Origin of the sequence: Thermodesulfatator indicus DSM 15286 (assembly GCF_000217795.1) — a bacterium.
GTDB classification, from domain to species: domain Bacteria; phylum Desulfobacterota; class Thermodesulfobacteria; order Thermodesulfobacteriales; family Thermodesulfatatoraceae; genus Thermodesulfatator; species Thermodesulfatator indicus.
On the sequence record NC_015681.1, the window covers coordinates 1,889,394 to 1,908,696 of the forward strand.

Annotated in this window: 16 protein-coding genes; 2 read left to right on the top strand and 14 right to left on the bottom strand. The window is 42.0% G+C overall.

The window, feature by feature from the left end:
• Positions 1-30 precede the first annotated feature (30 nt).
• The 7 genes from THEIN_RS09250 to THEIN_RS09285 form a co-directional block, all read right to left on the bottom strand.
• Positions 31-651 (bottom strand): molybdopterin-guanine dinucleotide biosynthesis protein B, encoded by a 621-nt coding sequence (locus tag THEIN_RS09250; RefSeq protein ID WP_013908412.1) that lies wholly within the window; start codon positions 649-651, stop codon positions 31-33.
• Positions 652-767: 116 nt separating this feature from the next.
• Complete coding sequence (locus THEIN_RS09255) at positions 768-1,640, bottom strand: formate dehydrogenase subunit gamma (protein WP_013908413.1); 873 nt, start codon at positions 1,638-1,640, stop codon at positions 768-770.
• Between the two features lie 85 nt (positions 1,641-1,725).
• Positions 1,726-2,277, bottom strand: a complete 552-nt coding sequence (gene fdh3B / locus THEIN_RS09260; RefSeq protein ID WP_013908414.1) for a formate dehydrogenase FDH3 subunit beta — start codon at positions 2,275-2,277, stop codon at positions 1,726-1,728.
• Between the two features lie 55 nt (positions 2,278-2,332).
• Positions 2,333-5,089 carry a formate dehydrogenase subunit alpha gene (locus tag THEIN_RS09265; protein ID WP_013908415.1) on the bottom strand — a complete coding sequence of 919 codons (2,757 nt, stop codon included), beginning with the start codon at positions 5,087-5,089 and terminating at the stop codon, positions 2,333-2,335.
• A gap of 20 nt (positions 5,090-5,109) precedes the next feature.
• Positions 5,110-5,292, bottom strand: coding sequence for a hypothetical protein (locus THEIN_RS09275; protein ID WP_013908416.1), 183 nt, complete (start codon positions 5,290-5,292; stop codon positions 5,110-5,112).
• Positions 5,293-5,347: 55 nt separating this feature from the next.
• Entirely contained in the window at positions 5,348-5,950 is a 603-nt protein-coding gene (locus THEIN_RS09280; RefSeq protein WP_013908417.1) for a TorD/DmsD family molecular chaperone, read from the bottom strand.
• A complete protein-coding gene (locus THEIN_RS09285; RefSeq protein ID WP_013908418.1) occupies positions 5,951-7,750 on the bottom strand; it encodes a 4Fe-4S binding protein in 1,800 nt (599 codons plus the stop codon).
• A gap of 577 nt (positions 7,751-8,327) precedes the next feature.
• Here THEIN_RS09285 and THEIN_RS11755 point away from each other — a divergent pair.
• Complete coding sequence (locus THEIN_RS11755) at positions 8,328-8,786, top strand: YgiW/YdeI family stress tolerance OB fold protein (RefSeq protein ID WP_013908419.1); 459 nt, start codon at positions 8,328-8,330, stop codon at positions 8,784-8,786.
• Here the strand turns inward: THEIN_RS11755 and THEIN_RS09295 are convergent.
• The 3 genes from THEIN_RS09295 to icd form a co-directional block, all read right to left on the bottom strand.
• On the bottom strand, positions 8,783-9,691 hold the full coding sequence (locus tag THEIN_RS09295) for a cation diffusion facilitator family transporter (RefSeq protein WP_013908420.1): 909 nt from the start codon (positions 9,689-9,691) through the stop codon (positions 8,783-8,785). The two genes, THEIN_RS11755 and THEIN_RS09295, sit on opposite strands and share 4 nt — an antisense overlap.
• Positions 9,692-10,119: 428 nt before the next feature.
• The gene (gene leuS, locus THEIN_RS09300) at positions 10,120-12,720 is read right to left on the bottom strand and encodes a leucine--tRNA ligase (protein WP_013908421.1); all 2,601 of its coding nucleotides are present in this window, start codon (positions 12,718-12,720) and stop codon (positions 10,120-10,122) included.
• 16 nt (positions 12,721-12,736) lie between these two features.
• Complete coding sequence (gene icd, locus THEIN_RS09305; RefSeq protein WP_013908422.1) at positions 12,737-13,963, bottom strand: isocitrate dehydrogenase (NADP(+)); 1,227 nt, start codon at positions 13,961-13,963, stop codon at positions 12,737-12,739.
• 414 nt (positions 13,964-14,377) lie between these two features.
• Here icd and THEIN_RS09310 point away from each other — a divergent pair, with 414 nt between their 5' ends.
• A complete protein-coding gene (locus THEIN_RS09310; protein ID WP_013908423.1) occupies positions 14,378-15,127 on the top strand; it encodes a slipin family protein in 750 nt (249 codons plus the stop codon).
• 267 nt (positions 15,128-15,394) lie between these two features.
• Here the strand turns inward: THEIN_RS09310 and THEIN_RS09315 are convergent, their stop codons facing one another.
• From THEIN_RS09315 to THEIN_RS09330, 4 genes are read right to left on the bottom strand one after another with little or no spacing between them, the layout of a single operon-like run.
• Complete coding sequence (locus THEIN_RS09315) at positions 15,395-15,988, bottom strand: DUF4405 domain-containing protein (protein WP_013908424.1); 594 nt, start codon at positions 15,986-15,988, stop codon at positions 15,395-15,397.
• Positions 15,988-17,334, bottom strand: coding sequence for a sigma-54-dependent transcriptional regulator (locus tag THEIN_RS09320; protein ID WP_013908425.1), 1,347 nt, complete (start codon positions 17,332-17,334; stop codon positions 15,988-15,990). Before THEIN_RS09320 ends, THEIN_RS09315 begins: the two co-directional genes overlap by 1 nt.
• Complete coding sequence (locus THEIN_RS09325) at positions 17,315-18,841, bottom strand: sensor histidine kinase (protein ID WP_013908426.1); 1,527 nt, start codon at positions 18,839-18,841, stop codon at positions 17,315-17,317. Before THEIN_RS09325 ends, THEIN_RS09320 begins: the two co-directional genes overlap by 20 nt.
• Positions 18,819-19,289, bottom strand: coding sequence for a hypothetical protein (locus tag THEIN_RS09330; protein ID WP_148236956.1), 471 nt, complete (start codon positions 19,287-19,289; stop codon positions 18,819-18,821). Before THEIN_RS09330 ends, THEIN_RS09325 begins: the two co-directional genes overlap by 23 nt.
• Positions 19,290-19,303 lie beyond the last annotated feature (14 nt).

A 19,303-nucleotide genomic window follows, 5' to 3' on the forward strand; every position in this document is an offset into this window, starting at 1 on the left:
TGGAAAAGAGAAAATATTTTGCAAAGGTCTCTATTTATTAATTTTTACTTTTATTAAAATATTTTGGGCGTTTTCAGTCATTTTGAGAGGCTTAACAAAGCCTTCTATCACTCCTGCCAATGTTTTCCGTACATATTTTTTAAGAGGAATTCGCCTTCCGTTTACATAAAGGACAGCGCTTATTTCTTCTCGAGCAGCCTTAATGAGATGTTCTTCAATGAACTCGGTAATTTCTTTTATTTCTTCCAAAGAGAAATTTTTTCCATTTTCTATTGGGTAATCGGATATAGAAGCTATAAGACTTGAAACCTTGCCTTTAAGTGAGTTTTCATAAATACCTTTCTTTAAAACTTCAAACTTTGGTATGCGGTCAACATGAGCAAAACCATCAGCTATTACTATATCGTAGCCATCGAAAATGCGGGTAATAATATAGTCAAAATTTTCATTATCTACTTCTTGTTCTAAAAAAAGTCTTCCAAAATAAAGGCGAGCAACCGCCGAAACGTCAAGAGGTGCGAGTTGTTCACGGGGGAAAGTGACTTCCTTTAAAAGGCCAATCTTATAACCGCACTCCTTGAGTTCGGCGGCAATTTTATCGATAATTTCTTTTCTTTCTTCACAACCTATGAAAGCTATAACAGGTACCATGTGTTAATCCGAGCTTTTTTATCCGCCAAAGCATCTAACGATAAGACGTAGTCACCGTGGCGATCTCAATCCCTTCTAGCGCAATGACAGTGTAATTTGTCGTCGTTTAATGTTCCCTAATTTAACTTATTTTTGAGTTTTTCGTAGTACTTGCTGTGAAGGATAGAAACTTCATCGGCAGATTTGTAGCCGGTAATCATGCTCCAGAGAGCACCTTTAATGGCCACCATGGACATATAGATGTGAGTGAAATAAAGGGCTACAATAGCTATTCCCAATAAAATGTGAAGTAAAGTGTAAATACGAAGAGTTCCTGGAGAAACGTTAAAAAGATAGATGTAAAAGCCTGTAAAAAGCATAAAACCACCGCCTAAAGTAGCTAGCCAGAACCACATTTTTTGCCCGGCGTTATATTTTCCCGCAGGGATAGGGAACTTCTTTTTGCTAAGGTATCCTCCTAGAATGAGAAACCATTTTATATCGTAAGTAGCTGGTAACATGTCCTTAAACCACATAATAAACATGGGTACTAAGGTGATACCGAAGCCGAAGGCAGAGATTAGATGCACATAGCGTGAGAATTTTACAAAAGTTCCTCCACCAAAAAAATTGGCAAATATGATTATAAGCCCAGTAACCACCAAAAGGGAGAAAAATAGGGCTGCCAACCAGTGAATAACTCGGGCAAAGATGTCGTAATAAAGAATTTGTTCGCCTTCGTGGGAAAACTTTTTAGGACCAATGATTAAATAGTGTAGAAAAAATACGCCGGGCACTCCTAATAATACCAAAAGATAAACAAGTTTAAGCTTTGGTACGTAATTAATAAACCAGGCTGCATTTTTAGCCCAATCGCCCACAGTGGTATTGTAAAACTCTTTCCAAATATCTATGAGATACGCTTGAGCTGGAAGGGTTTGGGCCAAAGTATGTCCGGCCATCAAAACAAACCCTAAAATAGTCAGCGTCCATAGCACACTTTTTTTCATTTTTATTACCTCCAATTTATTACCTCCAAAACAGAAAATTGGGGGCTTTTAGCCCCCAATAGCGAAATTTGTTTAAATTTAGCCGTTAAAGATTGCCTTTCCCACGGCGAGCAACCCGTTCTGTATATATTTCTGAAATTACGTCTGATTCTCCAGCTAACAGAGCTTTAGTAGCGCACATACCTGCACAGAGAGGAACTTTTCCTTCGGCGATACGGTTCTGTCCGTAAAGTTTCTTTTCCTCTTCGCTAAAAGTGGGAGCTGGCCCACCAGCACAGAAAGTACATTTGTCCATAACTCCGCGGGCACCAAAAGGACCGGTTTTGGGAAACTGTGGAGCACCAAAAGGACAAGCCATAAGACAATAGCCGCAACCAATACACTTGGTTTTATCGTGGAGGACTATACCATCATCGCGCTTATAAATACATTTTGTCGGGCAGACGGCCATGCAAGCCGGATCAGAGCAGTGCATACAGGCAATGGATAAGCTTTTTTCGCCGGGTTTACCTTCATTTATGGTTACCACCCGACGGCGATTAACACCTATTGGTAAATGGTGGCCTTCTTTACAGGCTACTACACATCCATAGCAAGCGACACAACGTTCTATATCGCAAATAAATTTCATCGCCATAGTTTTCCTCCTAATCAATAGTTAGACGGAGCAGGTTTAACCTGCTCCGTTTCTTTTAAGCCTTTTTAATGCGGCAAAGAGATTCTTTTGTTCCCTGGATCTGGGTCTTTATGTCATAGCCATAGTTAGTCACTACATTGGCCGGTTCTCCAGTAGCGTAAGGTTCAAATCCCTGCGGATAGTTGCTGAGCATCGAGCGACCCATGAACATACCGGCAAAGCTGTATGGAATAAAAATAGTCTTGTCATCAACGCGTTCGGTGACTTTAAGCTTAATTTTAATGCGGCCACCCTCTGGAGATTCGATCCAGACAAATTCTCCGTCACGCAAGCCATAATCATTGGCTAGGCGCGGGTTAATCTCGGCATAAACTTCGGGCATTAGTTCGGCTAGGTATTTGTTGCTTCTCGTTTCATCGCCACCACCCATGTGTTCCACTACACGACCAGTAATAAGTACAATGGGGAATTCTTTAGCCAGCTCTGGCTTCTGCTCACTCTTAAAGCGAGTGTAAACACGATAGTGGTCAGGCTTATCAGGATAGGTCGGATATTTTTTGATAAGGTCTGGACGCGGTGAGTGTAGCGGCTCACGATGCTTGGGCACCGGATCAGGGAAGTTCCAGCAATAACAGCGGGCTCTCGCGTTTCCAAATGGTGCCATACCTCGTTTAATGGCCTCTTTGATAACGTTTTTGTCCGTCTTCCAGCCCGGAAATTCTGGATAACCGCCCATGATTTCACTTCCAGGGTTGGCTACTCCTTCTGCCGCGAGAAGGTTTTCTTTGCGACCATCAGGATAGGTGTATTCTGTGCCAAACCGGGCTCTAAATGGTAATCCACCCTTGGCTACTGGTTTAGATATATCGTAAAGAATTGGGGTGCCAGGGTGATTTTCTGTCCAGCAGGGCCAGGGAAGACCATAGTACTCACCATCACAAGGGCCACCTTTGGCCTGTAGAGTATCAATATCAAAGGTATGCCAGTTGTCGGTGTGTTTTTTGATGCGCTCTGGTAACCAGCCGCAAAGGCCGATGGTGAGACAGCCGTTGGCGATTTCACGGGTAACGTCTTCAGGTATTTTTTTGATGTTTTTGTAAAACTTATCCGCAAAACCAAAACGCTTGACGAATTCTTCCATTATTTCGTAGTCGGTTTTGCTATCATAAATTGGATTAACCACCTTATAACGCCACTGAGCCTGGCGAGAACTGCTGGTTACTGAGCCTTCGGTTTCATATTGAGAAGTAGAAGGCAACACATAAACATTGTCTTTTTCACACATGGCGGCGGTGGTGTTAAAGAATGGATCAATTACCACCACTAGGTCAAGCTGGTCAAAGGCCTTCTTCACTTTATGATATTGCGAAATGGATTGGGAAGATATCCCCCAGAAAACTACTGCTTTAATGGGGGTATATTGGGTTATTTTATCTTCCTGGATAACCCCTTGATACCAGCGGGCCAGGGTAAAACCAGGCTTATTCATATATTTTTTATTGTAAAATCGGGACTTAATCCACTCGTAATCCACGCCCCAGACTTTACACCAGTGCTTCCAAGCCTTGTCAGAAAGGCCGTAGTAGCCAGGAAGGGAGTGAGAAAGAATACACATATCTGTAGCGCCCTGGACGTTATCATGTCCACGGAAGATATTGGTTCCGCCACCAGATTTACCCATGTTACCCAGCATTAGCTGTAAAATACAGCAGGCACGGGTATTTGAGCTTCCAATATGGTGCTGAGTGACGCCCATGCACCATACTACAGTGCCTGGACGATTTTCAGCTAAAAGCTTAGCAATACGCACTATCTCTTTGGCAGGCACACCGGTTATATCTTCCACTACTTCGGGTGTATAATGGGCCGCTTCTTTTTTAAGCTCTTCAAAACCAGCTACACGGGTACGGACAAATTCCTTGTCGTACCAGTCATTCTGGATGAGCTGATTGATAAGCCCCATAAGAAAGGCCGTATCTGTACCCGGGCGGATACGTACGTAATCTGTAGCTTTAGCGGCAAGTTTAGTAAAGCGCGGGTCAACTACAATTACCGGTGCGTTGTTAACTTCTTTGGCATAAAGGATATGCTGCATGGCCACTGGATGGGCCTCAGCAGCGTTTGACCCTATAAAAAAGAGAAGCTTAGAGTGACGAATATCATTGAAATTGTTGGTCATTGCCCCATAACCCCACGTGTTGGCCACCCCGGCCACCGTAGTGGAGTGTCATATGCGGGCTTGGTGGTCTATGTTGTTGGTACCCCAGAAGGCAGCTAATTTACGCTGGAGATAGGCCATTTCCGTGGAAACTTTGGCGCTTCCATTCCAATGAACAGCATCAGGGCCGTATTTTTTACGGATTTCGAGGAGTTTATTGCTGATTTCGTCAAAGGCCTGTTCCCAGGAAATTTTTACCCAGCGACCATTTTCTCTCTTAAGTGGATATTTGAGGCGCTTCTCACTATTTACCATGTCAATGGCGCCTGCGCCCTTACAGCAATGCCCTCCACGGGAAACCGGGTGATCCTGAGCGATTTCCTGTCTTATCCAGACGTCGTTTTCAACTTCAGCGTAAATACCACATCCTACTGAACAATAGGTACAGATAGTACGAACGATTTTGGACTGACTATAAGGAGACTTTTTGCTCTTAGCCTCAGCCTCTTTACTCAAACGACCACTTAAGGCTAGCCCTGTAAGGGCTGTAACAGCCGCCGCAATCTTCATAAAAGAGCGACGAGCCACCTTGGGGTTTAAGGTAAACTTTTTGCCTGACGGGGCCCTTTTAGAGATCAATTTTCTGGCCGCCATGAAAACACCTCCTAGTTTTTTTATCTTCTTAGAGTTTCGTAATACTTGCGAAAGGTCTCTGTTTCTCTGTAAAGCACCTCATTTTGAGAGCCGGTCTTCACTTTATTGGCCTTGGCTTTATTTGAGCCCAAAGCCAAAACCGCTCCAGCTACTACTATTGCTTTTTTGATAAACGAACGCTTGCCATCGTCTATCTTTGGCATAAAAAACCTCCCTTCTTTTGTTTTAATGGCTTTATTTTGAACTTATCGACAAACTTTATCCTTCGGTTAAAAATCTCTTTTCAAGCTCTAGGTAAGACCTCAATACTTCGGCACACTTTCTGTAAAAACTGGATTTTTCTTCAGAGGTAAGCCTTTCATACGCCCCTTCCGCACAAGGTAATAAAAATTTTTCAAAAATATTTTCTAAGTGTTTAAAATATATATTATCTTTACAGGATTTTTCAATCAAAATTATCATCAGATCTAGCAAAAAAACTAGGGAGTCTTCTGATTCTTTAAAATTTTCACTTCTCGTTATTCCTAGTTCGTTTAAATTTTTACGTAATTTGGCCAAAGTGGGCCCTATGGCTTTACCATCTATGAAATAAGAAGCGGTCAAGACAAGAGGTTTTTCCCGGGTTGGGTTTACAAAAAGTTCATAGTATTCTTCTTTTAGTTGATCAGGGTCTGTCTTTTTTAAAAATTCTTTTAGGCCTAATAAGGCCTGGTCTAAGGGTTCGAAGTCAGTCTGGCCAGCAATTTTTTCAAGGACTTTAAGCCAGGTTTCTCTCTTTTCAGGAGTTGGTTCTTCTAGGAATAGAGATTTCAAAAAGTCGAATAAGAATATACGAGCGCGGTCTATTTCTGAAAGTTGCATTTAAACTCCTTTTTCAAGCATTTTTATGGCTCGGCAATCTTCACAAAGTTCAAGTATCTCCTCAAGATCTTTTAAACGCCCTTGGGCCTTCAATAGTTCTTTTACCTTTTCGATGCTCTTTTTAGTGCCAAAAATTTTGCCACAGTTTCGGCAGCGAGCTGGGTCACTTTTGGCCAGTGTTTTGGTTTGTAAAAAGCCTTTTTCCAGGCGAAGGCCTTTAGTTAACTCAAGAACCTTTTCAGGGCAGGCCACCAGGCAGGCGCTACAAGCTATACATTTTATTGGAGTAAAAATTAAGGCAAAGTCTTCCTCATTGGCTGAAAGGGCCCCTATACGACAAACATTTAGGCAGGCACCACAAAGGGTGCAACCTTCTTTGGCGGTAACTTCCCCAAAAGAGTCATGTTCTAAAACAATCGGAATTTCTTTGTTGATAGAAATAAGGAAGGCGAGAACTTCTTTTAATACTTCCCTGCGCTCTTTTATCCCCTCAGGCAGAGAAAAGAATTCTTTTAAGGGGTTTTTAGGCGGTTTTTCTAAGGAAATAGTTTTGAATTCTTGAGGTAAAAGAATTTTAAAAGGCTCTTTTCCGCTGAAATGGTGGGCAATTTTATTGGCAAAGGCGAGTTCCTTTTCAATGCCAAGTTTTTTTTCGGCAACCAAATAAACTTGAGAGGCGCCGCGAGCCCATAAATATAGAAGATGAGCACTGTTAAGTGCTCTTGGCTCTCCATATTCAATAAAAATGTGCTCGGGGAATTTCTCTTTATTACGAAACCACCAAAAGGTTTTCAAATCTTCTTCGTGAGCCAAGATAACCCGGCAATTTTTAAGAGAAAGCTCACCGAAATATTCAAAGAAACTTTGGTCTTCAAATGGAGAAAAAACGACGGCTCCTGTAGGGCAGACACTTATACAAGTTCCACAGCCATTACATTTGAAATGGTCTATTTGAAGACCATCGTCTATTTCTTTTATGGCTTTTTCAGGACAAGCTTCTAAACACAAACTACAACCGGTTTTTAAATAACTTATGTGCTGACAATTTTTAGGCTTCTGTTTAACTAATTCAACGACTTCGTGTTCTCCCTGAAGGGCCAAAAGTTCATCAAAATTTTCAAAGAAAAATATACCGTCCTGGTCTTTTGGAAGTTCTATTTTTGTTTCTTCGAGGAAGAGCAGGTAAGGAGCTTTGAGTTCAATACTTTCAAAACGATTGAAGTCAATGGCTCCTTCTGGGCAAGCTTTAACACACTCTAGGCACAGGTCGCAGCGAGTAAAATCTACTTGAAGGTCGGGTAGTATAGCTTCTTTTGGGCAACTTGGCCCACAGATTCCACAATAAGTACATTTTTCTTCCTCTATAGGTAAGCGCCTAACAAATTCTACAAGGTAATTTTCTTTACTCTTTGAGACTTTGATATCCTGGGCAACAGGATGGGTGAGGGAGGGAGTTCCTAAAGAAAGAGTAAAAAGGTCTAAAAGTCCGCCGTAAATATACTCAAATCGTGTAAGCTTTTCGGGCTCTTTTGAGAGAACAATAATTTTTCCTTTTTTATTTACCGTATAAGACTTTACCCAATTTTCTTCAAAACGTTTTTTTTCGAGAATGGCTATTTTTTCGAGAAAGAACCTGTCAAAGTCGCCCAAGGAAGCATTTACACGTAAAGTGGGCGAAAAAAGATGATTTTCATCGGGAACTTCGCAGGCAAAGGCCCCAATTAGCAGAGAATTCGAGCCATCCTCGCCTTCGCTGAGAGATAGAGTGTTGTGTTCTTTTTTTAAGTAAAAATATTTCATACCGACAAAATCTTTATAGTTTTTTTATAAATTATGACAACTTGTATTTAAAAAGATTAATTATATTTAGGGGTAGATGTATAGTCTTTTTCTATAAATTTTTTAAATAAGCGATTTTATTGACAAATTTTATTTTAAAAGAGACTTTTGCAAAATGTTATACTTAAAGAGACGGCTTCGCCCATACGGGCTCGCAGTGACTACATGGTGGATGGCCAATGGCTGAGGGCTACTGGTAATATCCCGGAGACTGCTTCGCCTGTCCCAAGCGTAGCGAAGGGATCTTCCTATTGACTCCTAGCCGTGACAGAATGGTAAATGGCTCTCACTTGCCATTTCTCACCTCTCACTTTTCACTTCTCACTCATATTTACCAGAAGCCCCGCAGGGCCGACGGAGTGGCCCAGCAGGGTCATTGCGAGCGAGCTGTGGCGAGCGAAGCAATCTCAGGGCCGAAATAACGCTCTCGCGAGGCGAAAGTCTCGCCGTAGCGATCAATCCATGTTTTTTTGAATTTTGCAAAGGTCTCTAAGGAGAGATAAACATGCAACGGATAAGCATGATTTAGGGCGCAATTTTGCTGAGTTATCTTGCCGTTTTAGGAGTAATTAGCTCTCAGGCATCAGAAACACGGTTAAACGGAGAGTCTTCTTCTCAACTAGAACCTGGAATATACAAGCCTTCTGTTAAATCCGAGAGATCAGGAAAAGTTACTTATAATCCAGTCAAAAAAACCGTAGCTGATATTTTAGCTAATCCTGTCTATCACGAGATAGTAGAAATTGAAGGTGTAATAGAAATTCATCTCGAGGGAAACGAATATCTTTTCAATGATGGTACAGGGCGGATTGTAATAGAAGCTGGCCCTCCAAGGTTTCATCGCGTTGTTCTTCCAGTGGGAGAAACGATAACCGTGATTGGCCAAGTTGATTTTGATGATGGCAAGCCCGATTTAGATATTTTTAAGGTTATTTTACCTGATGGCCGAGAAATAAACGTTCGTGGACCAGGAAGGCCTCCCTGGGCTGATCACTAGTTTGGCTGGCTGGCCTCAACGCGGGTGTGCTTGTCTGAATCATCGAATGGATCTAAGTGGATGGTTATCTCCCATCTTTTATCTGGGTCTATGCTTCTGATTTTTTCTTCTACTAAGTCTGAAATGTGATGGGCTTCTTCTAAAGAGATGTCCCGAGAAAAGACTAGATGAACATCAACAAAATTGAAAGGGCCAGCTTTTCTCGTTTTTAAAAAATGATAGTCCGTAACTTTCGGAGTGGTTTTTATAATTTCAATAATTTTTTCTATAATTTCGTCTTCCAGAGAAACATCCATTAGGATCAAAATACCTTCTTTAATGAGCTTAGAAGCTGAATAAATGATATAAAAGGCAATTAAAAGGCCAAAAATGCCATCAATGGCGTAAAATTTAGTAAAATGTACAATTAAGAGAGAAAGAAGAACGGCAGAGTTGGTAAAAAGGTCTGTTTTATAATGGAGTGCCTCTGATTTTATCACCAGATTTCCTGTCTTTTTGGCCACAGACTCTAAAAAGAGTACCAGACCTGTAGTAATTAGAATCGAGATAACCATAACAACTAAAGAAATACCTAGATTGGTTACTGGCTCTTTATGGATAATTTTTATTATTCCTTCATACGCTATAAAAAGACCTGAAGCTGAAATGATTAAACCTTCTATCACCGCAGCGAGGGCTTCTATTTTCCCTAGGCCATAATTGAACTTTTCATTAGGAGGTTTTTCCGCGCTATGAATGGCAAAATAATTGAAAATGGAGACAAAAATATCAAGGATAGAATCAACTGCTGAGGCTAAAACAGCTACTGAACCGCTCACTAGCCCAATAATAAGCTTAATAACTACTAAAAAAGTAGCTACAGTACTCGCTATAACAGTGGCTTTTTTTTGAAGGGAGAATTCCAAGGCTACTCCTAATTAGGTTTGTTTTGTTATAAAGTTTGTTAAATCTACAAACATTCCAATTTCATTAATTTTTTACATGACAAAAATAGATTTGCGACGACAGTTAAAAGAATTGTCGTCTCTTTGAGTCATTAACATAAATAAAAGCTTATAGAGACCTTTGCCAAATTTAGAAGCAACTATGTTGCTTCACGACAAGGATAAGGAAGGCTTCGACTACTGGGCGCAGCCTCGCAATTACTCTTTCTTTTTGTCACTGCGAGCCTTTACTTCCTTTGTCACTGCGAGCGGAGCGAAGCAGTCTTTTCCTCCATCTACCATCAGCCACCAGCCATCGGCCATCTGCCATTTAGTCACTGCGAGCCCGTATGGGCGAAGCAGTCTCTTAAGTATAGCATTTTGCAAAAGTCTTGTTATAGGACTTTTTATTATTTTATCACGAAATTTATAAGTTTATTGGGCACAAATATGACTTTTCTTATCTCTTTTCCCTCTACGTGACGCTTGACTTTAGGTCTTGAAAGAGCCACTTCCTTAATTTCTTCCTGAGATGTACCAGCTGGCACTTGGATCTGGTCTCTGAGTTTTCCGTTAACCTGAATGGCTATGGTTACCTCTTCAGCTTTTAAGGCTTCTTTGTCAGCTTCAGGCCACGGCGCGTTGGCAATAAGGCCATCTTTCCCTAGTGCTTCCCATAGTTCTTCGCAGATGTGTGGTGCTACTGGTGAAAGTAAAAGGAGAATAGCCTCTACCGCTTCCCTCATTACCGGCCAGAACAGGGCTTCTTGGCTGGCGTCTTTTCCTAGCGTGTCGTAGCAGGTGTTTACCAGCTCCATTATTGCGGCAATAGCCGTGTTAAATTGATAGCGTTTTTCTATATCTTCAGTGACTTTGGCTATGGTTTGGTGGGTTTTGTGCCTCAAGTCCCGTAAAGTTTTAGGTAAGTCATCTTGCTTTCCGGCATATGCCTTTACTTTTTTAAGTTCTTCTAAGTTTTCCGTAACCAACCTGAAAACCCGTTGCAAAAAGCGGTGGGCCCCTTCAATGCCAGCGTCACTCCATTCAAGGTCTCTTTCTGGAGGAGCGGCAAAGAGCATGAAAAGACGTACTGTGTCTGCGCCGTAGCGTTCAATCATGGCGTTTGGATCAACTACATTGAGTTTGCTTTTAGACATCTTTTCAAAACGGCCAATGGTTACCTTCTCTCCACAGCCATCTCTTAGGCAACGGCCGTCTTCTGAAACTTCTTCCGGATAAAGCCAGCCGTGTTTGGGGCAACGATAGGTTTCTTTAATAACCATGCCCTGGGTAAGAAGCCGCTCAAAGGGTTCGTCAAAGTCAAGATAACCAAGATCCCGTAAAACTTTAGTGAAAAAGCGGGCATAAAGCAGGTGAAGTATGGCGTGCTCAATACCGCCGATATATTGATCCACTGGAAGCCAATAGGAGACCTTTTCTTTATCAAGCGGTTCTTCGGAGTGGGGGCAGGCAAAACGGGCAAAATACCATGATGATTCCACAAAAGTATCAAAGGTGTCTGTTTCACGGCGAGCCTCACGTCCACATTTAGGGCAGGTAGTTTTAACGAAAGACTCAAGCTTGGGTAGAGGTGAGCGGCCGTGTTCGTCAAGCTCGGCGTCAAGAGGCAGTTTAACCGGGAGATTTTCGATCTTTTCAGGCACAATGCCGCAGTGTTCACAATAAATTATCGGAATAGGGCAGCCCCAGTAACGCTGGCGGGAAACACCCCAGTCCCGCAGGCGATAAGTCACTTTGCCACGGCCGAGGCCATTTTCTTCAAGGTAAGCGGTAATCTTCTTTTTGCCCTCTTCGTTTGGGAGGCCAGAAAAAGGCCCTGAGTTTACCATTATACCTGGACCCTCATAGGCCTCTTTCATGTTTTCAGGAGAAAGTTCCTCGCCTTCAGGCTGAATGACTACTTTTATGGGAAGGCCATATTTTTGGGCAAATTCAAAGTCTCTCTGATCATGAGCAGGTACGGCCATTACCGCCCCGGTGCCGTATTCCATGAGCACGAAGTTGGCGGCAAAAATTGGAATTTTCTCTCCGGTTAGAGGATGTATGGCATAAGCGTTTAAGAAAAGGCCTTTTTTCTCAAAAGTGCCTTCTTCAATCTGCCGACGCTCACGTCTGGTCTCCTTGAGAAATTCTTCAAATTTGGAGAAGAGTTCAGGGTCTTTTTCAGCCAGTTTTTTGGCCAGCGGATGTTCAGGTGAAAGGCTCATGAAGGTTACCCCGTATAAGGTATCTGGCCTGGTGGTAAAGACGGTAATTTTTTCGTCAAGGCCCTCTATAGGAAAGTCTATTTCTGCACCTTCGCTTTTGCCTATCCAGTTTATCTGCATGGCGAGGACCTTTTCTGGCCACTTGCCCCGGAGTTTTTCAATATCTTGCAAAAGTTCTTCGGCGTAAGCAGTGATGCGGAAAAACCAGCCGTCCATTTCTTTTAGCACCACTTCTTCGCCACAGCGCCAACAACAACCGTCTTCTACCTGCTCATTGGCAAGCACGGTCTGGCAGCTTTCACACCAGTTCACCGTAGTTTTTTTACGATAGGCCAGGCCCCGCTCAAGCATTTCAATGAAGAAGCGCTGCTCGTGGCGGTAATAGTCCGGGTCGCAGGTGGCCAATTCACGGTTCCAGTCATAAGAAAGCCCCAAGCGTTTTAGCTGATTGCGCATGTAGGCAATGTTTTCATAAGTCCACTTAGCAGGATGGGTGCCGTGTTTAATGGCGGCGTTTTCTGCCGGCAAGCCAAACGCGTCCCAGCCCATGGGGTGAAGCACATTAGCGCCACGCATCTTGCGGTAGCGGGCCAAAACATCACCAATGGCGTAATTTCTCACGTGACCCATGTGTATTCGCCCGGAGGGGTAGGGGAACATTTCAAGTACATAGTACTTCGGGCGTGACTTGTCACCATCAATGGCGGCAAAGGCTTTGCTTTCTTCCCACTTCTTTTGCCACTTGGTTTCAATGTTAGCAAAATCGTACTTTGGGCGAGCCATGGGCCAGGCTTCCTCCTTAAAGCTCTTTTATTTTTTCCACTACGTATTGGCCAAATTCGGAGCATTTAACTTCTTTGGCACCTTCAATCTGGCGGGCTAGGTCATAGGTGACTACCTTTTCCTGAACAGCTCTGGAAATACCTTCCCAGATAAGATCTTTCACTTCACGCCAGCCGAGATATTCAAACATCATAGCCCCTGAAAGGATAACGGAACTGGGGTTAACTTTGTCAAGCCCAGCGTATTTGGGAGCAGAGCCGTGGGTAGCTTCAAACACGGCGTAGCCGTCACCAATGTTTGCACCAGGTGCCAGGCCAAGGCCTCCTACCTGGGCGGCGAGAGCGTCAGAGATGTAGTCGCCATTTAAGTTAGGCATAGCGAGCACATCGTATTCCGCAGGTCTTAACAAGGCCCACTGGAACATGGCGTCGGCAATGCGGTCGTTAATGAGAATTTTGCCTTCAGGGAGTTTGCCGTCATGCTTTTCCCAGAGTTCGTCTTCGGTAATAGTGACTTCGGAAAATTCTTCTTTGGCTAGCTCGTAGCCCCACTTGCAGAAGGCCCCTTCGGTGTATTTCATGATGTTTCCTTTATGCACCAGGGTTACACTTCTGCGCCCGTAGGTTAAGGCGTACTCAATGGCTTTACGCACGTGGCGCCTAGTGCCAAAGCGGCTTATGGGTTTAATGCCTATCCCTGAGTCCTCTCTAATTTCTTTACCCAGTTCGTCTCTGATAAAGTCAATAAGTTTTTTGGCTTCAGGCGAGCCAGCTTCCCATTCAAGGCCCGCGTAAACATCTTCAGTGTTTTCTCTGAAAACGACCATGTCAACTAATTCAGGGTGTTTCACCGGGCTTGGCACGCCTGGCACCCATTTTACCGGACGCACGCAGGAATAAAGGTCAAGCACCTGGCGAATAGTTACGTTTAGACTGCGAAAGCCTCCACCAACAGGAGTGGTTAAAGGGCCTTTTATAGAGACTACGTGTTCTCGCATAGCCTGAATAGTCTCTTCGGGAAGGTAGTTTCCGGTTTCTTTGTAGGCCTTTTCGCCAGCGAGGATTTCCTTCCAGTGGACTTTGCGTTTTCCTTGATACGCCTTTTCCACCGCAGCGTTCCATACGGGAATGGCTGCTCGCATAATGTCTGGCCCGATACCGTCTCCTTCAATATATGGAATTATAGGTTCATCTGGGACAATGAGTTTGTGGTCTTCAGTGAGCTTTATTTTTTCAGGGGCCATAATTTCCTCCTTTTTTGGGGATCAGAGTCATTTAAAACACGTTTTTAAAAGGCTATCAACTATAAAGCCCATATAAAGCTCAGTCCTTTTATTAATTGTGTCACTAAATAGGCGACAAGAGCGGTCATTGCGAGCGAAGCGAAGCAATCCCTGAGACTGCTTCGGTCTCTAACGAGGCCTCGCAGTGACAGCGAAGGTTACTTTGCTTTAGCGATTATGTCAGCGGCGATAATTTGTCGTGTAAAAAACACTCGGATTAATATATGAAATTTAGAGTTATAGAAATTTTAGACAGGGGAGGCGGGGCTGCCTTAATTTTTAGTAATTTAGCAATAAAACTTAATAAAAGATAGCTATCGAATAGAGAACAGGTTATAAATAAATTTAAAAAATACAAGGAAGTTAGGAGGACCTATGAATATTCCCATAACGTTTGTGGTAATTTTTGCCATTTTGTTTTTGGCCTCAGCGGTAAAGATTCTCAAAGAATACGAAAGGGCTGTGGTTTTTCGTTTAGGACGTTTAATAGGTGTTAAAGGCCCGGGTATTATCATCTTAATTCCCTTCATTGATAAAATGGTAAAAGTGGATTTACGGACCATAACTCTTGATGTTCCTCCTCAGGAGGTAATCACTAGAGACAACGTCTCTGTTTCAGTAAGTGCCGTGGTGTATTTTCGGGTGGTTGATGCCGCTAAGGCAGTGGTTCAAGTGGAGAATTATTATTTTGCCACCAGCCAGCTTGCCCAGACAACTCTTCGTAGCATTTGTGGCCAGGCTGAACTTGACGAGCTCCTGGCCGAGCGAGAGAAGCTCAACATGAAGATTCAGGAAATCCTTGACGCTGATACTGAACCCTGGGGAGTCAAGGTCTCCAAAGTGGAGATTAAAGAAATTGACCTTCCAGATGAGATGAAACGGGCCATGGCCAAACAGGCTGAGGCTGAAAGAGAAAGACGTTCTAAGATTATTAACGCCGAGGGTGAACTCCAGGCCGCGGAAAAGCTGCTTCAGGCCGCCAAGATGATGGAGGAATCTCCAATAACCATTCAGCTACGATATTTGCAAACCTTAAGAGAAGTAGCGGCAGAAAACAATTCAGTAACTCTTTTCCCCATTCCTATAGATTTCTTCAAGGCCTTTCTTAAAAAACACTCAGATTAATTTTTAGGGGGCACAACTGTGCCCCCTTGTGAGGCTTCGCCTGCAGCCGAAGCAATCTCTGAGACTGCTTCCCTCCGCTCGCAGTGACAATAAGAGGGGATCATGGCGAGGCCTCGTTAGAGGCCGAAGCAATCCCGCAGCTAAGCAGTCCAGAGATCCCTTAGCTGCACTCGGGATAGGGACTGCTTGTCGGCCCTTCGTGCTTCTCACAGTGACAAAAAGAGTTATCGTTGGGTCCCGCAAGGGGGCTGCGGCCTAACTAAAGCTCTATTTCCTATTTTGGCTTGCTTGGATCAGTATTTGATAGACCTCTGAAGGTCTTTTGCCATTTAGTTTGGCAACTTCCTTCAGACTAATCTGTCCAGAAGGAACTTCTAATCCGTGTTGTCTCAAAAGTTCCACAGCGTCGCGCGGACGCATGCCAAGCCGCATGGCAATATCTCTCAAAGGCATGAGCTCAGCGTGCGGCACCGGTGGTGGAGTGGTGGGTTTTACCCAGGAGTTTTTAATCTTTTCTTGAAATTCCAGGAGATAATTTATAGGTGGTATGTATTTTACCGCCATTACTAACAATACCAAAGAAACAAGGGTGGTAATTACCGCCGGGTTAGCTGGAGAAAGCTTTTCTTTCACGTATTTAACAAATGGGCGCCAGTTCAGATAAAGGTGCCAGAATCCAAAAATTAACATTAGAATCCCGAAAACAATGTGTAACGATTGCCATTGGTCTTTATCAAGGCCAAGTAAGGTCCATCCTGTCCAGTAGGCCACGCGGCCATGGGGCATAATAAAAAGCACTATCCCGGTTACGAGCATGGCCATTAATGACCAAAATAAAAATAAACTCACGTATTTGCGCATCAGTTTCCTCCTTTGCTAGGTTTTTTTAGGCCGTGTTTGGCCATTTTATAGCGTAATACCCGTTCACTTATACCCAGTAGATCTGCGGCTTTGGTTTGTACCCAGTTGGCCTTTTTTAAGGCCTCAAGAATCATTTCCTTCTCTATCTGGGCTAGGCGTTCTTCAAGGGGGCCAAGCTTGGTGGCCTTAAAACGTTTGAGTTCTTCGGGAAGATCTTCAGGGGTAACAAGAGAACCTCGCGCTAACGTTACCGTGCGCTGAATTATATGTTCTAACTCTCTGACATTTCCTGGGTAGGGGTATTTGATTAATATATTCAGGGCTTCAGGAGAGAATTTGACTGGTCTAAAGGCATATTTTTTTATAAAAAACTCTATTAGCGCTGGTATATCTTCTTTTCGATGACGAAGAGGCGGTATCTTTATTTCAAAGACATTAAGGCGATAGTAGAGATCTTCTCGGAAACGGCCTTCTTCGACCATAGCTTTTAAATCCCGATTGGTAGCGGCAATGACTCTCACATCCACTTCTTTTTCTCGTTCACTACCAAGACGCATTATCTTTGATTCTTGTAGAACCCTTAAGAGCTTGGGTTGAATGGAAAGGGGCATTTCGCCTATTTCGTCAAGGAATATGCTTCCCTTGTGGGCCAGTTCAAAACGGCCGCGTTTTGATTGGGTAGCGCCAGTAAAGGCTCCTTTTTCATGGCCAAAAAGTTCAGACTCAAATAAGGTTTCCGGAATAGCCGCACAGTTTACCTCTATAAACGGGCCTTGAGCCCTATCGCTTAGCAGGTGTATCAAGCGGGCAATAAGTTCTTTGCCTGTCCCCGTTTCACCAGAAATGAGAACTGGCCACGGAGTTTTCGCCACCCTGGCCACCATAGAAAGGACTTCTTTCATCTGTTTGCTTTCAGCAATTATCTTTAAGGGTAGCTCCTTTTTCTCTTCTAATTTTTGGATAACTTCTTCAGCTTCTTGGTTAGTGAAAGTTTCTTGTTCTAAACGTTTTATACGCGAAAGCAGATCGTCTAAATTGATTGGTTTTTCAAGAAAATCATCCGCTCCGAGTTTCATAACTTTTACCGCGGTTTCCACTTCTCCATAGGCTGTAATCATAATAGCTCTTACTTTCGGGTTTATTTCTTTCAATTTCGCCAGTAACTCTTCTCCTGTAAGTTCTGGCATTTTTTGGTCAACCAAAACCAGCCATATTGGCTCTTTTTCAAATATTTCAAGAGCTTCTTTAGGGTTAGATGTATAACAGACGTCGTACCCTTGTTTTTCTAAAAAGCCTTTTATTAGCTGGCACTGAATTTCTTCATCATCAACTATGAGTATCTTCATTGGATATCCTCGGTAAGTGAATTTCTATCTTAAAAAGATTATCATTGGTGATTTCAGCGTAAACCTCTCCATCATGAGCTTTGATAATTTTTTTAACTAAAGCTAGACCTAACCCCGTTCCTTTTGTTTTAAAAGTGATGTAAGGATTAAAAATTTCCTCAAGTTTATCTTTAGGTGGTAATTCTCCTGAATTTTTTATAGTTAGAATGACATTTTTATCTTGTGGTTTAAGAGAAATTATTATGATACCACTTTCTTTTATAGCTTCTAAAGCGTTTAAAAGCAAATTTTCTAAAACTTGTAATAATAACTCCCTATTCCCCAGAACAAATACTTTTTCTAAATCTTTATATAGTTTTATTTTCTTGTCTTTTAAGGATAATTGATAGCGATCAAGGATTTCTAAAATAAGAGAGGATAGTTCTACTTTTTCTTTATTAAAATTCTTCTCAATCCGTACATAGTTTAGTAAAGAATCTATTGTTTTAGTTGATTGTAAAAGAGACTTGTTTAGTAGTTCTAATAGCTTAAGTTCTTCTTGAGATAAGTTTTTCGCTTCTTTTGTTAACCTTTGTAAAGCTAAAGATATGTTGTTAATGGGATTTTTAATTTCATGGGCAAGAGTTGCTGCTGCTCTTCCAAGGGCTACTTCTTCTTTCTGTTGGGCAAGGCTCTTTTCGTAGTCTCTAATGTTTTCTAAATAATTTTTTTGGAAGAAATAAAAGATAATAGTCAATATTAAACCGACAAAGGAAAGACTAATTGACAAAAATAAGTAACGTTCTCTAAGTTTTTTTTCTAAAAGTTCTAAGTTTTTGGCTTTTAAGTAAACAATTATAGTTTTATTTTGAAATGGTATTTCTATTTTAAAGTCTTTCTTGTAAAGAGAGACTTTTGGCTGATCTATTTTATGAGGGATAATTTCCACGGAACGGACATTAGGAAGCTTGGAGATACGATTGATAATACCCTCAACTGATATTTTTTCATAAAATGGCTTAATATTTTCAACCCTGGAACCTATTACAACTCTTTTTAGAGAAGATAAATTTTCTGTACAAAACATAAATAGATTATATTTTTTGATATAAATCAAATTGTTATGACACTTGATGTCTTCTGGTAACCATCCTTCAGGTACGGAAAGAATTTCTCCATTTTGTCTTTCAATAAGAACTCCAGCAAGTCCGTTTTCTTGAATAAAACCTAATAGTTCGTCAGGAGATAAAGGTTCTATAGAATCGAGATAATCAAGAAAGGAAACAGTATTAGAAAGAAAATGATAAAGAATGTTTTTTATTATTTTTTCGGCCAATGATCCTGTTTCCACATTGAGACGAATTACTTCTGTAAGTGTATAAGAATCTTGGCGTACGTGTTCTACAAAAAATTTTTCTATTTCTTGGTGATGAAGATAAAAAGATAGATTTAAAAGGCCAAATAACACAATGAAAAAAGCCAGATTGATTTTCCATAAAGAAAGTTTACCTACCGCGTCCTCCACCATGTCCACCGCCTCTTTCCCTTCCTCTTTCCCTTCCTCTTTCCCTTTCCCTTTCCTTTTCCCTTCCCCTTCGTTCCTGCCTATGCCATTCCTTCCGGACGCCCCTTGACCATTCCTTACGAATACTTTTTCGTAATCTCTTTCTTACGCCGGTAAAATCTCCTCTCTTTTTAATAATTACATTTTTGGCTAAAAATTGGCCGTTAAATGTTTTAATAAGGCGAAACCTTATTATATCTCCTGGATAAAGGGGTTTATTACATTCTTCTAAAAGTACTTTGATTCTTTTAGACCTATGGTTTTCATCAAAAAAAAGAACAATGGCACTTTTGGGGCAAGGGAAGAGCATCAATACTTTCCCTTCAATTTCAACCCCCTCTTCAAAAGTTTGAGCTTTAAGAGGGCTAATAAGTACCAAATAGATTAATAAGCTAAAAATTAAAGTTTTCATAAGCACTTTTACTA

Bases quoted from the DNA above. Each gene is read 5' to 3' on its own strand.
- THEIN_RS09250 (WP_013908412.1), bottom strand. From the start codon at position 651: ATGGTACCTGTTATAGCTTTCATAGGTTGTGAAGAAAGAAAAGAAATT.
- THEIN_RS09255 (WP_013908413.1), bottom strand. From the start codon at position 1,640: ATGAAAAAAAGTGTGCTATGGACGCTGACTATTTTAGGGTTTGTTTTG.
- fdh3B (WP_013908414.1), bottom strand. From the start codon at position 2,277: ATGGCGATGAAATTTATTTGCGATATAGAACGTTGTGTCGCTTGCTAT.
- THEIN_RS09275 (WP_013908416.1), bottom strand. From the start codon at position 5,292: ATGCCAAAGATAGACGATGGCAAGCGTTCGTTTATCAAAAAAGCAATA.
- THEIN_RS09280 (WP_013908417.1), bottom strand. From the start codon at position 5,950: ATGCAACTTTCAGAAATAGACCGCGCTCGTATATTCTTATTCGACTTT.
- THEIN_RS09285 (WP_013908418.1), bottom strand. From the start codon at position 7,750: ATGAAATATTTTTACTTAAAAAAAGAACACAACACTCTATCTCTCAGC.
- leuS (WP_013908421.1), bottom strand. From the start codon at position 12,720: ATGGCTCGCCCAAAGTACGATTTTGCTAACATTGAAACCAAGTGGCAA.
- icd (WP_013908422.1), bottom strand. From the start codon at position 13,963: ATGGCCCCTGAAAAAATAAAGCTCACTGAAGACCACAAACTCATTGTC.
- THEIN_RS09310 (WP_013908423.1), top strand. From the start codon at position 14,378: ATGAATATTCCCATAACGTTTGTGGTAATTTTTGCCATTTTGTTTTTG.
- THEIN_RS09315 (WP_013908424.1), bottom strand. From the start codon at position 15,988: ATGCGCAAATACGTGAGTTTATTTTTATTTTGGTCATTAATGGCCATG.
- THEIN_RS09320 (WP_013908425.1), bottom strand. From the start codon at position 17,334: ATGAAGATACTCATAGTTGATGATGAAGAAATTCAGTGCCAGCTAATA.
- THEIN_RS09325 (WP_013908426.1), bottom strand. From the start codon at position 18,841: ATGGTGGAGGACGCGGTAGGTAAACTTTCTTTATGGAAAATCAATCTG.
- THEIN_RS09330 (WP_148236956.1), bottom strand. From the start codon at position 19,289: ATGAAAACTTTAATTTTTAGCTTATTAATCTATTTGGTACTTATTAGC.